This window comes from Streptomyces sp. NK08204 (assembly GCF_020400585.1).
Taxonomy (GTDB): domain Bacteria; phylum Actinomycetota; class Actinomycetes; order Streptomycetales; family Streptomycetaceae; genus Streptomyces.
Window position 1 is genome coordinate 569,817 of record NZ_JAINVF010000001.1, and the last position, 14,508, is coordinate 584,324.

9 protein-coding genes are annotated in these 14,508 nt (G+C 69.9%); 6 read left to right on the forward strand and 3 right to left on the reverse strand.

The window, feature by feature from the left end:
• Positions 1-180: 180 nt before the first annotated feature.
• Genes K7G59_RS02420 through K7G59_RS34905 form a run of 5 tightly spaced genes read left to right on the forward strand, consistent with a single transcriptional unit; the run spans position 181 to position 8,509 of the window.
• A complete protein-coding gene (locus tag K7G59_RS02420) occupies positions 181-2,202 on the forward strand; it encodes a hypothetical protein (RefSeq protein ID WP_225830093.1) in 2,022 nt (673 codons plus the stop codon).
• A gap of 24 nt (positions 2,203-2,226) precedes the next feature.
• The gene (locus tag K7G59_RS02425) at positions 2,227-4,551 is read left to right on the forward strand and encodes a hypothetical protein (protein ID WP_225830094.1); all 2,325 of its coding nucleotides are present in this window, start codon (positions 2,227-2,229) and stop codon (positions 4,549-4,551) included.
• A 28-nt stretch (positions 4,552-4,579) separates the two neighbouring features.
• A complete protein-coding gene (locus tag K7G59_RS02430; protein ID WP_225830095.1) occupies positions 4,580-6,757 on the forward strand; it encodes a hypothetical protein in 2,178 nt (725 codons plus the stop codon).
• 50 nt (positions 6,758-6,807) lie between these two features.
• The gene (locus K7G59_RS02435; RefSeq protein ID WP_225830096.1) at positions 6,808-7,575 is read left to right on the forward strand and encodes a T-complex 10 C-terminal domain-containing protein; all 768 of its coding nucleotides are present in this window, start codon (positions 6,808-6,810) and stop codon (positions 7,573-7,575) included.
• Between the two features lie 34 nt (positions 7,576-7,609).
• Entirely contained in the window at positions 7,610-8,509 is a 900-nt protein-coding gene (locus K7G59_RS34905) for an RICIN domain-containing protein (protein WP_225830097.1), read from the forward strand.
• Here K7G59_RS34905 and K7G59_RS02445 read toward each other — a convergent pair.
• Both K7G59_RS02445 and K7G59_RS02450 read right to left on the reverse strand, forming a co-directional pair.
• Positions 8,466-9,629: an NAD(P)/FAD-dependent oxidoreductase gene (locus tag K7G59_RS02445; RefSeq protein ID WP_225830098.1), complete on the reverse strand. Its 1,164-nt coding sequence runs from the start codon at positions 9,627-9,629 to the stop codon at positions 8,466-8,468. The two genes, K7G59_RS34905 and K7G59_RS02445, sit on opposite strands and share 44 nt — an antisense overlap.
• Before the next feature lie 37 nt (positions 9,630-9,666).
• Positions 9,667-13,125 (reverse strand): LodA/GoxA family CTQ-dependent oxidase, encoded by a 3,459-nt coding sequence (locus K7G59_RS02450; RefSeq protein WP_225830099.1) that lies wholly within the window; start codon positions 13,123-13,125, stop codon positions 9,667-9,669.
• A gap of 116 nt (positions 13,126-13,241) precedes the next feature.
• On the opposite strand from K7G59_RS02450, the gene K7G59_RS02455 reads away from it, so the two are divergent.
• Positions 13,242-13,427, forward strand: a complete 186-nt coding sequence (locus tag K7G59_RS02455) for a hypothetical protein (protein ID WP_225830100.1) — start codon at positions 13,242-13,244, stop codon at positions 13,425-13,427.
• A gap of 209 nt (positions 13,428-13,636) precedes the next feature.
• On the opposite strand, the gene K7G59_RS02460 is transcribed toward K7G59_RS02455, so the two are convergent.
• Positions 13,637-14,407: a bacterial transcriptional activator domain-containing protein gene (locus K7G59_RS02460; protein ID WP_225830101.1), complete on the reverse strand. Its 771-nt coding sequence runs from the start codon at positions 14,405-14,407 to the stop codon at positions 13,637-13,639.
• Between the last annotated feature and the right edge of the window lie 101 nt (positions 14,408-14,508).

A 14,508-nucleotide genomic window follows, 5' to 3' on the forward strand; every position in this document is an offset into this window, starting at 1 on the left:
CCTGCGGCGAGAGGTCCAAAGCGGGCTCTCCTGGCAGCAGACGGACCGTCAGAGGGGCATGCCGGTCGACGAGGAGCCGAGGGGAGGAGTGTGAGGACATTTTGCCTCTATTGGGTGGATGTGCTCACAATCAAGTGTAGAGCGCGTTCCGCCTGGTCGCACGGAAGAAGGTGGAGAATCGTGCTCCGGCTCCCCGCACTCCTGGCCCGACCGACCTGGTCGCTGTACGCCGACGACCAGCTTGACCAGGTGTTCTACGCGATCGCATCAGTGCCCCGGCTGGCCCGGGGACCCGACGGAGCCGCCGTGCTGTCGCTGATCAAGCACCGTTCCGGCACCGACAAGTTGAACGGCGGAATCATTGAACTGCAAACGGAGCTCGCGCTGCGCCCGGAGGAACGCGACGAGGCCCTGACAGCCGCACGCACCCACTGCGGTGACACGGCCGCGGTCCGGGCGTCCGGCGGACCTCAACTCGCCACTCCCCTCTGGCTGGACGGCACGGCCTCCCTGCAACTGCTCGACCCCGAAGTGAGGTCCGACGAACGGACGGTGCACGCCCAGCCCTCGCTGTCCGGGAGCAACCCGGCCGTGTTCCAGGCCTCGTTGACGCAAGAGGGCGCCACGATGCAGTGGGACGCACTGCGCTCGGCACGGCCCTCACTGCAGGCCGCCTACCGGCTGCGCGCGATGGCGAGGATCCCCGACGGACGGGTGCACGCCTACGCCCGCAGCGCCGACGTGACCGCCCTGTGGACGCAGGTCGCGGCGCTCCCCGACGCACGGGAGGCACTGGTTCAGGCGTCCGCGGCCGGCGTCGACGTCCTGGACTGGCCCGCGGACGGCGACCCCGCACTCCGCGAAGCCTTCGTCTCCTGGGGCTGGGAGTGGCTCGCCCCCTGGCTGCCGCCGCACGGCACGCCACCCACCAGCGACATCGACGCCGTGTTCACGGGTGCGGCCGGCCTGCCGTGGCCGTTCGACGCCGCCGGCACGCTGGACCCGCCCGACCTGGCCCGCGACGAGGGCTGCTTCCTCGCTGTCGACCTCTCCGATCCGATCTTCCAGCAACGCCGCACCGTGGTCAGCTGCAATGCCGACTTCGCGGCGGGCACGATCGCGGCCGTCACCGCCCGGATCACGTACGGAGACCAGCGCCACGACGCCGTGTTCACCGACAACACCACGGTCGATCAGGTCACTTGGACGGTCGACCCGGCGCTCGGCAGGACGATCACCGTGCGCCCGGTGGTGTCCTTCGCCGCCTCCAGCGCCACGCTGGAACTGCCTGAGCTGCGCACCGACAACCAGTTCGTGCTCCTCAGCATCGACGACGTCGGACGGCTGACGGTCGACCTGAGCGCCGCAGCCCTCGACTGGTCGACCGTCCACCACGTCGAGGCCGGCGTCCGCTACCAGGACAGCGACCACGGCGTCGGGCTCGTGGAGGACACCGTCAAACTCGATGCGTCCCAGCCCAGTCAGCGCTACGAGCGGACTGTGTACGCGCCCGTGAGCCGGCCCTACGACCTGCGGCTGGTCTACGCCCTCACCAACGGACAGACCCTGGTGCGGGACTGGTCGCCACGGACCGGTAGAACGGTCCTCGTACCCGCGCCGTTCGACCGGTGGCTGACCCTCCGGCTGCGCGCGGCCGGCTGGTCCGGCGGCATCAGCGCGTTCCAGGTCGACCTGGAGGCCGACGACGGAACGGGACGCACCAACAGGTCCACCGTCCGGCTCACCCCCGAGACCGGCACGGCGGACTGGCGCACCAGCCTCGCGCCGGCCGCGACCGGGCAGTTCCGCTACCGCGTGACGACCCTGTACACGGACGGGCACTCCACCGTGGACCCCTGGAAGGAGGGCGAGGGGTCCCGGACTCTCGATGTCGGGCCGGCACCGTCGCGGGTCCTGGACGTGACGGTGGTGGCCGACCTCGTGGACTTCACCGTGGTCAAACTCGTCAAGACCACCCTCCGCCACCCGGTGCCCACGGGTGAGCCGGTCACCCACGAGATGGTGTTCGCTCCCGGCCGGGCCACCAGCGCGTCGTGGCAGTTGCCGTTGTCCGACGACAGCGGCGCGGGCGGACCCGACTACACCGTCGCCTCCACCTTCTACCTGCGGGACGGAGACCACCGCACGACCCCCGAGACGCCCGGAACCGACCCGACCGTGGTGCTCCGGCTGCCGGCCTGAATCAGCTGTGCGAGGAGAGACGTCATGCTGAACCTGCTCAACAAGTTCGTGGTTCCCGAGGTGAGTCACGTCGACATCTACCAGGACGACGAGGACCCGCTTCAGTTCTGGATGATTCCGCAACGCGTCCGGGCCGCCATCGGTCCGCAGAACACCCCGGAACTGTCCATCTACGCCTTCGCCAGGGACATGAGTGTGATGGCGGGAATCGACAAACCGCTGCCGGCCGGTGAGACCGAGGGCGGACTGATGACCCTCACCGTCGAGTGCACGGTGCAGCAGGAGGACCGGGAGAAGATCCTCACATACCTGCGCAGCCAGGTGCTGTCGGGGGCGCTGCGGCTCGCCCGTCCGGTGGCCTCCGGCGGGGAGATCGGCACGCAGTGGCGCGGACCGGTGGCCGGTGATCCCAAACTCGCCTATCCCACCTGGATCGAGGGCGACGTCCAGTTCTGCCTCCCCTCCCCCATGGGCCCCACCTTCGTTCAGCCCGGCGACAACAAGGTCAAGCCGTCCCTGACCGAGTCGAACGTCGCCAGCTTCTCCATCGGGCTCGGACAGGAAGGCATACGGCTCTTCCGTGAGACGATCAAGACGGGCAAGCTGCCTGCGCACGTCGCCTACAGTCTCCAGTTCGTGGCTCGGGTCCCCTCGATCACGGTCACCGTTTCGGGTCATTCCGAGGCGGTGCACCAGGAGCTGAAGGACCACGCCACCATCGTGGAGACCCAAAATGGCGTCCCCGTCCGGACGTTTCCCCAGGTGAGCAGCCTGAAGGAGCTCCACGACCTGTCCGGCAGCCTCAACGTCGAGTACACGAAGTTCGACTTCGCCCAGCAGGACGACGCGATGCGCGATCAACTGGAGAAGTTCGTCCTGGACATCGCCACCGCGTACTTGAAGAGCATGTTCTGCCAACCCCTGATCACGGGTCAGCTGGACAAGGCGAAACTGGGCGACGACCCCATGCAGAACTTCAAGCCGCCCGGGACGCTGGTGAGCGGCGGAAACCAGCTGTGGCTCAAGGAGTTCGAGCAGACGGGTGAGTCGGACTTCGCCATGACCTTCCACGGCAACATCGCTCACCCCTTCTCGACCTACCCCAGTGCGGCCCTGGTCTCCATGGTCACCCAGCCCGAGCTGGAGAAGGCGTTCATCGAGGCCGACCTCAACACGCCCATCTTCCACACCCTCCAGGTCCCGGTCCGGGTGACCGCCGACTTCGAGCACGACCCGATCGCCGGCATCCAGGTGACACTCGACTACCGGCAGACCGACGACCGCACCGGCGAGGTCAAGGCCTTCTCGCAGACCTACGACTTCCTCAACGGATCCGAGACCTACTACTTCCGCACCACCTTGGCCAAGGACGCCCAGGGAGCGCCGAAGGACACGTTCACCTATTCCAGCCGGCTCCACTACAAGGCCGCACAGGCGTCCACCGACATCCCCCCGCAGCCCACCCGCGAGAAAAGCCTCATCATCGGCTACGACCGGCTGAGCTGTGTCGACGTCAAGGTGGTGGCCGGCACGATTCCGTGGACGACGGTTCAGGCGGTCCAGGTCGACCTGCGACTGCCCGGCGTGTCCCTGCCGTCGGCGGCGAAGACGGTCATCCTCAACGCGTCGACCGCCGAGGACAGCTGGTTCAGCTACACCGGCGGCCAGACATCACCCGAGTATGAATACAGCTGCGAGTTCCTGCTGGTGAACGGCAGCCGTATGACGACCCCTCCGCAGCGCTCCTCCGCCTCACGGCTGCTCATCGACGCGCCCTTCGAGGACCGCATGAGCGCCTTCTTCACACCCGAGGGCCTCTTCCCGCCTCTCCAGTCGATCGTCGTGTCCACGAAGTACGCGGACGAGGCCGCCTCGTACCACACGGAGAACACCCACGTCTTCACCAACAACACCGAGCCCTGGCGCTGGGACGTGGACCTGCCCTCCGCGAAGAACCGAAAGTTCCAGTACAAGGCCGACATCACCTACGTCGACGGGACAACGGCCCCCGGGCAATGGCAGGAGGGCCAGGAGGGGACCGTCCAGGTCGGCGAAGTGAAGAGCTCGCTGTTGGACGTGACAGTGACCGCCGGTGCACTGGACATGACCAAATGGAAGCTCGTCGTCGTCAAACTCCGCCATGAGGACCCGGCCACCCATGAGGTCCAGGAGCAGACGATCAAGCTCACTCCGGCCAACGCCGGCCAGGACCAGTCGTGGAAGGTCGCCCTGAAGGATCCCACCGCCACGACGTACACCTACGAGCTGGCCGGTTACGGCGTCGACGGAACCCACAAGACGACGCCCGCCACCACGAGCAGCGACAAACTGCTCGTGGTCGAGCTGTGACGGACGGCGGCCCGAAGGGAGCTGCGTCATGAGCGACGAAGCGGGCGCTGCGCGCCTCGAGACACGGGACCTGGATCCCGGGCTGACGGGTGCCACCGGACAGACCCTGACCGCGACCGGCGAAACCTTCCAACCCGGACTCCTCAGCGACCTGATGGCCCGACGGGCCGAGCCGGAAGCCGATCAGGTCCCTCTGGTGCCCGCGCCGCCGGAGCAACCGGGCGACGTCCTGGACGGGGCCCACGCGACGTACTTCGTCCCGGTGGCAACCCTGCCCGCCCGGTCGAAGCGCTCGCGGACGCCCGCGGTGTTCCTGGAGGCCGACGACGTGGGCAGATGGAACCTGCTGGTGTGGATCGACCTGGTGCGGCCGGACACCGTTGCGGCCGAGGCCCGGCCGATGCCGCTGAGCGACCTCACGGCCACCCTCACCACGACCGATGAGCAGTCCACCGTGACCTTCGCCTCGGTGACCGACCTGCCGACGCCGGGGCCCGGCGTCGTGCGCCGCCTGGCCCTCGCCGCCGAGGTGGATCCCGCCGTCACCGCCGACACCCTGCAGAACGACACGAACGCGGCCATCGTCGTCAACGGCACCCTCTCCTACCGGGTGTGGAACCCCGAAACGCCGACCGGTGAGATCCTCGCGGACCTGGAACCCGGGGAGGAGGCCCAGCTCGAGATGGCCTCCACGACGATGCTGCTCGGTCCGGGCGGCGGCGGAATCGCCGCCTGCCTGCCCGCATCGGACAAGCCCAACCGCCCGATCTACTACCACTGGAACTTCAAGAGCGGCGCCGACGCGGACCAGGGACTCGACCCGGACAACGTGTGGGTGGACAGCCCGGCGGGTCTGTGGCAGATGTCGCCCCTGCCCAACCAGTACTTCGTCCTGCCCAGCGAGTACCGGCTGGCATTCGACCTGGAGCACGGTGCCCCCGCCATGAGTGTGCTGTTGGTACGGCCGGACGCGGCGCCGGACGCCGCCGCCGGCCCGGACCAGGCGTGGAAGGTCAGGGTGCGCTTCAAGCTGGTCCCCTGGCTGGACCCGCAGTCGATGGAACGCCTGCGCGCGGCCATCGCCGAAGTGGAGGGGATCGCCTACCCGCAACTGGTGCTGGGCGGCTACGCCAGTGCCTCCTTCGACGAGTCCTCCTGGCTGCAGGACCTGGGAGGCAAGACGCTCAGCACGGAGGCCGGCAACACCACGGTCGACGCACGCGGCTTCGAGCTGGTGCAGGACTGCTCCATGGAGTACTACACGCTGCTGGCACGGTTGCTCGCCCCGGCGTCCGGCGCGGCGACCGGGATCGGGGGCCGGGTCGTGCTGAACCTGCGGAGGTCGCCCGACGACGAAACGGTGAAGGAACAGCGCGACGTGCCGGTGCGGATACGGCTCGACCAGCCGGACGACGGTTTCCTCACCACCGAGCAGATCACCCCTGCGTTCCCGGATCCCGCCACCTGGCCGCCCGGCTGGACTCCGCCGTTCTACGCCAAGGTCTGCAGCCCGAGCGCCGTGCAGGCCGATGTCTCGGGGGTGGTCGCGGCCCTGCTCGTCAACGACCCGCTCACCGGCGTGCCGGTCGACTGCGCCCGCGCGACGGCCACCCCGGCGGCCTTCTCCGTGGGCGGGGCCGGCTCACCCCCGGTCCAGCCCCCTCCGGAGGCTCCGCCGCCCACTCCCCCTGGCCGGCCCGCGTTCCAGCCGCCCGCCGACCCTCCGGTGGGCAACGGTGAGGCGCTGCTGCGCCTCACCCAGACCGACGCCGAACCCGTCGATCCGCGCCTGGTGAGCTCGCTGGCCCTCGACTACACCGGGGTCACGGTGAAGATCGAGCCCGCTGTCATGCTCGAGCGCGTTCACGAGCTGGGCACGTCCACCGGGCTGGTCGCCCGAGTGATCGTGAGCAGCTACCAGTTGAAGCACCCGGAGAGCCTGCCTCCTGAGCTGGCCGACATGTTCGGCATCGACGTCGAGATGCGCCGGGGCAGCGCCGACGCGGTCACCGTGAGCCTCACCCGCGACACGCCCGAGGCGAGCGCCGACATCCCGTTCGGTTTCTCGGACCTGGTCGCCGGCCTGCGCGCGGACCAGCCGAAGTTCGAGTACCGGCGGCGCAACGTGGCGACCAAGGGCACCGGGCCGTTCTCCCCGTGGGAGTCGGTGGTGGGGCGGAACCTGCTCGTCACTCCGGTGACCTGAAGCCGTCGCAGCGGTGCCTGAGCAGGACACACAGGAACAGGAGAGACGCGATGACAGTGACCAACGCCGACGGTTCCACCACCGTGGACAACGGTGACGGTACGTCGACCACGACGTGGCCCGACGGCACGACCGAGGTCGGCTACGCCGACGGCTCCACCATGCGCACGTTCCCAGACGGCAGGGTGCTGAACACCTACCCGGACGGAACCCGTACCTTCAACGACCAGTACGGCACACCACTGGATCCCGGCACCGGCAACCCGCTGCCCGCCCCGCCCGTGACCGCGCAGCCCGTGGTGACCGCCGGGGATGTCGAGAGCGGGGTCCACGTCATCAGCGGCGTCGCGGAGGCGTTGCTCGTCCTGGCCGACGCGGAGGGCGCGCTGGCTCTCATCGAGCCGATCAACGCCATGTTCGCCCCGATCAGCATGGCCCTGGAGGTCTGGCACGCGCTGGACTCCGCGCCCCGCGCCTACGGCACCATGGGCTACTGCTACGGGCTCATGTACGGCGCCCTCGACATGGGAGAGCCCGCCTATCCCCAGGGACCGTACTCGCTCGACTCCCCGGAGACGGTCCAGGAGAAGCAGACACGCTACGCCGAAGGCGTCCGTACCGCGGCCGCGCAGCTCGCCGACGGGACCTCCGGCTCGGCCCTGCGCAACCGGGTCCTCCTGCGCACCGCCTACCTGGGCAGCGACCCGCACCGCACCCTCAACGAGATATGGGTGACCGCCTGCCGCAAGAACGACGACGAGTTCTACGCGGACCACCTCGCCCTGATGTGGCCCGATACCGGAATGACGGAAGCGTGACGGTGACGGCACGCCCGGACCAAGGAGGTACCCCGTGACCAGGCACCGTGTCACAGTCGTCGCCGCACTCGTCCTGGCGGCGGCCGGCCTCGGCACCGCGCAGGGAGCGTCGGCGTCGCAGTCCCAGGGACCGGACACCTGCGTGAAGGGGTATGTGTGGCGTCTGGCGACGCCCACGGATCACGTCTGTGTCGCGCCGGAGATCCATGACCAGGTGGTCAAGGACAACAGCCACGCCGACGAGCGGCGCAGTCCCAACGGCGGTCCCTACGGCCCCGCGACCTGTCTGCAGGGCTGGGTCTGGCGCGAGGGCACCCCGGACGACCTCACGTGCGTCGACCCCGATGTCCGCTCGCAGGCCTGGCAGGACAACGCCGAGGCACCCAACCGCTGGGCCGCCACGGCGCGGTCGGACGGCAGCAACGCCCACCCGTTCCTCTACCCCGACACGACGTACACCATCGCCGGCCGGCCGGCTGCCGGGAGTCCGTCACCGAGTGCGGGCGAGAGCGGGGGCGGGCTGGTGGTCGACGCCCAGGGCGCGCCGGTCGGGGCGGGGACGGGCACCGAGGTCGCCCGCGACAACGGCACGGACAGCCAGCGGTTCCAGTTCCTGCGGCGGGGAGACTTGAAGGCACACGAGAACGCCTTCCAGATCCGGGACCGGGCGTCGGGCAAGTGCCTGGCCGTGGCGGACGCCGGGAAGAGCAACGGCGACCGGGTCGTCATGGGTGACTGCGACTGGTCGGACGGCCGGGTGTGGTCCTTGTGGACTCGGAAGGACGGCTACTGGGAGCTGCATGCGCGGCACAGCGACAAGTGCCTGACAGCGCACAACACGCTGTTCACGGCGCCCGCTCCCGGCGCGTACCTGGAGCAGTGGAAGTGTCTCAACGGGAAGAACCAGGCGTGGCGTCTGGTCCCGGTGACGTGACGTCCGCTGCGGTGCGGCGCCGTCTCCAGAAAGGGGTGTCCCACCGCGCTTCCGCTCCATAGCAGGCGGCTCTGGCACAGAGGAACTCGTCATGCACGGCGCCCACGCGCGCCGCGTAACGGCCCAGGGCCCGCTGATCGCCGCCGGCCTCCTCGGTCAGTGCGGTGGCGGCCGCGATCCCTGTGGCCAGTGCGTGAGTGATGCCGCGTGCAGCGATGGGGTCGGTCACGGCTGCCGCGTCTCCGGCCGCCACCCAGCCCGGACCGGCAGCGGGCACCGTGCGGGAGGTGCCGGCGGACAGGACACACAGACGGCGCGGTGCGGTGGGGCGATGAGCGGGCACCCGAGCGCGCACATGCCGGGTGACTGCCAGTGCGGCCCACCAGCCTTGCGGGGTCCGCAGGCCCGCGCCGGCGACCAGGTCCGCGTCCGTGACGGCCATGACGACGTGCCGTCCGAACGGCAGGGGCGCCGTGTACCACCAGCCGAAGGCAGCGGACTCGACGAGTGACGTGCGTTCGGGGCCTGCCTCCGCGCCGTACGGGCCGTCATGTCGCGGGCCGGGGCCGACCACCTCGGCCGCCACGGCCACGAGGTGGTCGTGATGCACCACCTGCGCGCCGAGCCGGCGCGCGAGCCGGGCCCGTGCCCCCGTGGCGTCCACGAGGTAGGGAGCAGTCATCGCCGTGTCGGACACGGTCACCTGCCAGCGGCCGTCCTTCCGGGCCACCGATCGGACACTGCCGGTGTGCAGCCGCACGCCCGCCGCACGGGCCGCCCGGCGCAGCGCCGCGTCGAACGGCCCGCGGTCCACGTGCCAGCCGGCTCCGTAGGGCCCGCGCAGGAAGTCGGTGGCCGTCAGGTCCGGCCCGCCCCAGGACGACTGGTTGCCGTAGCAAGGCGCGCAGCATTCCGGAGGAAGCCGGTCCAGCACGCCAAGTCCCTGCAGCAGGAGCCGGGTCACGGGTGCCAGGCTCTCCACGACACGCCATCTTGCCGGAGGGCCGGGATGGAGGAGGACCACGTCGGCACCCTGCGACGCGAGAGTGAGTGCCGCGGCCACCCCTGCGGGGCCGCCTCCGGCGACCAGCACGTCCGGGCGGTTCCGCGGCCGGGTCATGGCGTTCCCCCGGTCCTCGCAGGGCGCCCTGTGCAGGTCAATGGATGCTGCCCATGCCTTGGATGCGCAGCCGCAGCGGGCTGTCGGGCTCGGGCACGGGCTGGGTCGTCGACAGGCTCACGCGCGTGGCCGGTGCCCCCATGTCGGGGAGCGGACAGCCGGCCTGGACCCAGTCGTGCACGATCTGCCGCACGGTCCTGGAGACCGGCAGGTCACGCGCGAGTCGGGTGGCGTCCGCCGGAGTGAAGAACTCACAGAGGAAGTCCGTGGCGGCCTCCCGGTCCGTCGGACGGTCGTCGCCGCCCGTGCCGTCCGCCGTGTTCGCGGGATGCGTCAGCGCGGCGAGCAGCGCGGGAGCCGGCTGGAGACACCACCAGGCGACCGGTCGCTGCACGATCCGGTCCGGGTTGCCCGGCTGGGGGCCGACCAGTGTTCTGCTGTCGGAGAGGAAGCCGTCCGGTCGTGCCCGTACGGCGTCGGCCAGGAGGAGGATGGTTTCGAGCGGCGAGTACGCGCGCCGCTCACCCGGCTCCTCGGTGAGCGATCGGATCCACTCCCGCCACACCTCGGTCTCCTCCTCGTCGAACACCTTGTACATGGGGCCGTTCCAGCGGAAGAGACGCAGGAGGGGGCTACCGGCGGGATCGCCGGGGACGACCCAGTCCGAAGCGGTCAGCGCGGCGAGGAGGCCTTCGGGGTCGGCGAACCAGTCGTTGAGGTAGCTGCCCGCGAGCATCTTCCTCCCGTGGTTGAGGGTAGCCCGTGGAGCCTTGTTCCTGATCATGCCCAACAGCCTCTCCTCGGGCGTGGGCGGTGACTTCAGGTGGGCGACCAGTTCCTCGCCGAGGTTGCCCGTGACCGCGAAGGCCACGTAGCCGTTCCAGATGCGTTCCCACTGACGCTGCACTGCCTCCTCCCCGCCGAGTGTGTGCAGCTGGTCGAGGTAGCGCATGACGGCGTCGCGGGCGCGGGCGCCGTGTCCGTCCGCGGCGTTGTCGATGCCGACGTGCATCCGGAAGAAGCGGGAGTCGATGCCGTGGTGGTCCATCAGTTTCGCCAGGGGAACGACCCCCAGCACCTCCCACTCCAGGAACAGCGTCATGCCGAGCAGCTCCGGGAAGAACGCTTCGGGATGGCAGGAGATCGCCAGCTCGAACGCCGGGACGGTGAACGCGGAGTCGAGCAGGTCGGTGCGTGTGGCGAAGGCGTAGGAGTCGACGGGCGGCAGGTGGACGCCGAGTTGCTGCAACAGCGTCTGGTATAGGTTCGAGTGGTTCAGTGCCGGGTTGCCGTCGCCGACCTCCTCCTTCCAGATCGAGAACAGCAGGCCGTGGACGTCGTCCATGGGTTTGGCCTCGGTGAGGTGCCGTAGCCACACCCCGTCCAGGAGGTTGAAGGGCGCCATCTGTGTGAGGCGTTCAACCACCGAGTCCCGAGTACGGAACACCTGCTCGATGTCCGGGTCGGCCGGGTCGTACGCCTCGGCGTCCTGTGCCAGCTGGGTGTAGATCAGGTCGAGCCGCTCCTGAAGGCCCTCCCGGGTGTAGCGGAACGGCCGCAGCGTCTGGGGTGCGGCCGGATCGTGCTGGACGGCCACCGCCTCGGCGAGCAGCGACTGGGCGAACGCCCGGGAGGCCTTGACCTGGTCGGGGAAGCGGTCGGGATGCTGCAGCGCGTAGAACCAGTCGCGGTGGCTGAGGCCGACCTGGTCGGCGCGTTCCGTCTCGACGAGGACCCGGCTGCCGTCAGGGGCCTGCCGGGCCACGACGAAGCCGAGCCGGCTCCACTGCCCGACCATGTCCTGGGCGCCCGCGTGCGCGCGCATCCGGCTCCACTGGTCGTCCACTCTCTTGTCGTAGGCGGTGTCGCTCTCCCCGGACCTGCGGGCCGGTTTCGGCTTGCGGACGATCTGCTGCCCGACGCCCCGCGCCCACGGCCGGCGGAACGGCGTAGGGCCGATGCTCCGGGTGGCCTGCTCGCCTGCCGAGCGGACCAGGGAGAGAAAGTGTGTCTCGGGATAGACGTCGTCGGGCCGCTGGGCGGGCCACCAGTGGGTGTGGCACTCGTAGAAGTCGGCCTGCCACGGCAGGGCCAGGTGTTTGGTCAGGTCGCCGGGCTCGAGGTCCTCCCGGAGCCGGAAGGGGCCGACCCACATGTCCGGGTCCTGGACGTTGTACGTCATCTCGATGCCCGGGTAGAAGGGGCCCCCGCTGCAAGCTTCCAGGGCAGCGCGCACCAGGGCATGCGGCTCGTCCTGCAGGGCGGGCTCGGCCGGGGCGGGCGGCTGTCCCGTCCAGTCCGCGATGAAGTCGCCCTCCGCCCAGCGGCGCATTCTCTCGTACTGGCCGGGCAGCAGGGACATCCATCTGCCCGGCTTGCCGTCCAGGGGCTCTCCGTCGTCACCGGCGAGCTGAGGCATGTACACGGACGTGGCCTCGGCGGTCCCCGCGCCGGGCCCGCGCAGCCGTCGGAAGACCGACTGCCGCAGGTCGGCGGTCCCGGGGCCGTTCGACGCAAGCTGCCCGAGGAGAGCGGGGGCCAGAAAGTGGCCGGGCTCCCCCTCGCCGTGGCCGCGCAGCGCGGCGGCGTTGACCCATGGGTAGTCGCTGACGCGACGCAGGATCGGATGGATGTCCCGTGTGAAGGAGACGGAGTCGGGCTGCTCGTACTGCTGGGCCTCGGCGATCACGTCGTAGAGCGTGACGAGGTTCTCCGTGTGGGGGGAGAAGTCGGGCGGTGCGACCAGTACCCAGGCCAGCTGTGCCCGCAGCGGCCCGGTTCCGTTCCGCAAGGTGACGGTGGCGTGTACGGGGCCGTCGGACACGTCGTCGTACCAGAAGTCGTTATTGGCGAAATGGACGACGGGGTTGTCCTGGAGGGTGGTGCCGGAGTGGCCGAGACCCCCGAGGACGAGCAGCCGGCCGTCGCCGTCGGTGCGCAGTTCACCGAGGGGCACCGGTCTGCCCAGGAACGTGCCGGTGTCGAATCGTGCCCCGGAACCCGACTGGTTCGGCCCGGTGACGGAACGGGGACCGGGTCTGATGGCGAGCCGGGACCGAGCCTCTGGGTCGTCGACGTCGATGGCCTGGTTGCGGCGAGCCCGCGGGTCCCGGGCTCCCCCGCCTTCCGTCCCGTCATGGTGCCGTCCGACGAATCTGAACCAGGCGGCCTTGGTGTTGGCGAGCTCGACCGTCCAGCAGATCTCCGCGTGCTGCGCGGTCAGTTCGCCCAGCACAGTGCCGTCCGCTCCGTAACCATAGACACGGAAGCGTGCCGCCTGCCGCTTGACGCGGCCCTCGCCCTCCTTGAAGCCGCCGGCCGGCTGCGGGGGAAGGCCGGGCACCTCAGGGCCGATGAAGAATTCCGTCGGACTGTTCCCCACCCGGGCGATCCCGAGGGACGGATGGATTTCACACCGCACGACGTCGTCCAGATTCACAGACAGCAGTTCACCGGACTCCTGCGGCCGACACGAAGAGTGGCTTGCCCGGGACATGGTTTGTCACCTGTCCGGTGCAGTGGCTCGACAGGGCATCGGGCGCCCCGGCAACTAGAATGGCGGAGGGCGGGATCCCGCAGACGGACACCATCGTTGCGAAAGTAGTGGTCGTCGTGGCCGATTCCAAGGACGAGGCAGCCCTGCGCGCCGCACAGTCCGCGAAGGACACGCAGAAGCAGCGCAAGCGGGACGCGTCGAGCAAGCAGCAGGAAAGTCAATCACCCGGGAAGGCCTCTGCCGAGAGCGTCGCACCGGAGGAAGCGCCCGCTCCCGAACCGAGGAGGTACGGCCGGGGCTGATGCCTCCGGCGGAAGAACGCGATCGGGACCCGGGCGCCGGATCCCACGGGAAAACCGGCGGCCGGGTTCGCGCGTGACCGCGGGACGCCCGGCATCGTGACCGTTTCCTTGACCGTGCCCCGGGGTGCGTGGGCCGTCGACGCCACACTGGCCCAGCACATGGTCGTCGTCCACAGCTCCTGATGCGGCTTCACCGTTCGACCTCCGTCTCACGCGGTCGGTCCGGGAACGCACTCCGGGTGCCCTGCCGCCGCCCGCGGCGGCAGCCACTCGGCGAGCAGGCGGGTGAACCGGGGAGAGGGCTCGACGCCCAGTTCGTCGTTCAACAACCTGCGGAACGCGGCGTAATGACGCAGCGCTTCGCACACATTGCCCTCCGCGAGATGAGCCGAGACCACGGCCCGGTGCGCGCTCTCGCGCAGCGGCTCGGCGCGTACGCCGGCCCACGCCGCCTCCATCGCCAGGGCGGGTCTGCCCTGCTGGATCAGGGTGTCCGCCAGCGTGTCGAGGGCGTGCAGCCGCAGTTGCCGCAGGCGCTCGCGCTCCAGGAGCACCCATTCCTCGTCCCAGCCCGGCAGGAGGTCGTCTCCGGTGAGGAGTCCGAGCGGGGGGTGGCAGCAGGACGGTGGACCGCAGCCCGCCACGACGCTGAGTGCCGTGCGGGTGAGGGCGTGGACGTCCACGCGCAGGTCCGGGGTGACCATGAGTACGTCTCCGCAGCAGCGAACGAGCGGGGGCTCACCGCGCGGAAGCTTCCACAAGGTGGTGCGCAGGCTGCCCCTGGCGTGCTCCTCGGTGACCTCGGGCCACAGCGTGCCGGCGAGGACAGTGCGGGCCACCCGCTCGCGCAGGCTCAGGAAGGCGAGGAGTCTCTGGCCGTTGCGGCACAGCGCCACCGTCTCGGTTCCGAACTGCAGTCGGAACTGCCCGAGCAACCACAACTGGGCGGAGGGAGACACGTTCACGATCGCCTCGCTCACCGTGGTGTCGCATGAGCGCCTGCCGGAAGCCGTACTGCCTCGCCGGCGCTTGCCTCACAGCTCGATCCCGTGGATACCGGCTTCGGGGGTCCGCGGCCTGC

Coding starts and splice junctions, on each gene's coding strand:
- K7G59_RS02430 (WP_225830095.1), top strand. CDS start 4,580: ATGAGCGACGAAGCGGGCGCTGCGCGCCTCGAGACACGGGACCTGGAT.
- K7G59_RS02450 (WP_225830099.1), bottom strand. CDS start 13,125: ATGTCCCGGGCAAGCCACTCTTCGTGTCGGCCGCAGGAGTCCGGTGAA.
- K7G59_RS02445 (WP_225830098.1), bottom strand. CDS start 9,629: ATGACCCGGCCGCGGAACCGCCCGGACGTGCTGGTCGCCGGAGGCGGC.
- K7G59_RS02435 (WP_225830096.1), top strand. CDS start 6,808: ATGACAGTGACCAACGCCGACGGTTCCACCACCGTGGACAACGGTGAC.
- K7G59_RS02425 (WP_225830094.1), top strand. CDS start 2,227: ATGCTGAACCTGCTCAACAAGTTCGTGGTTCCCGAGGTGAGTCACGTC.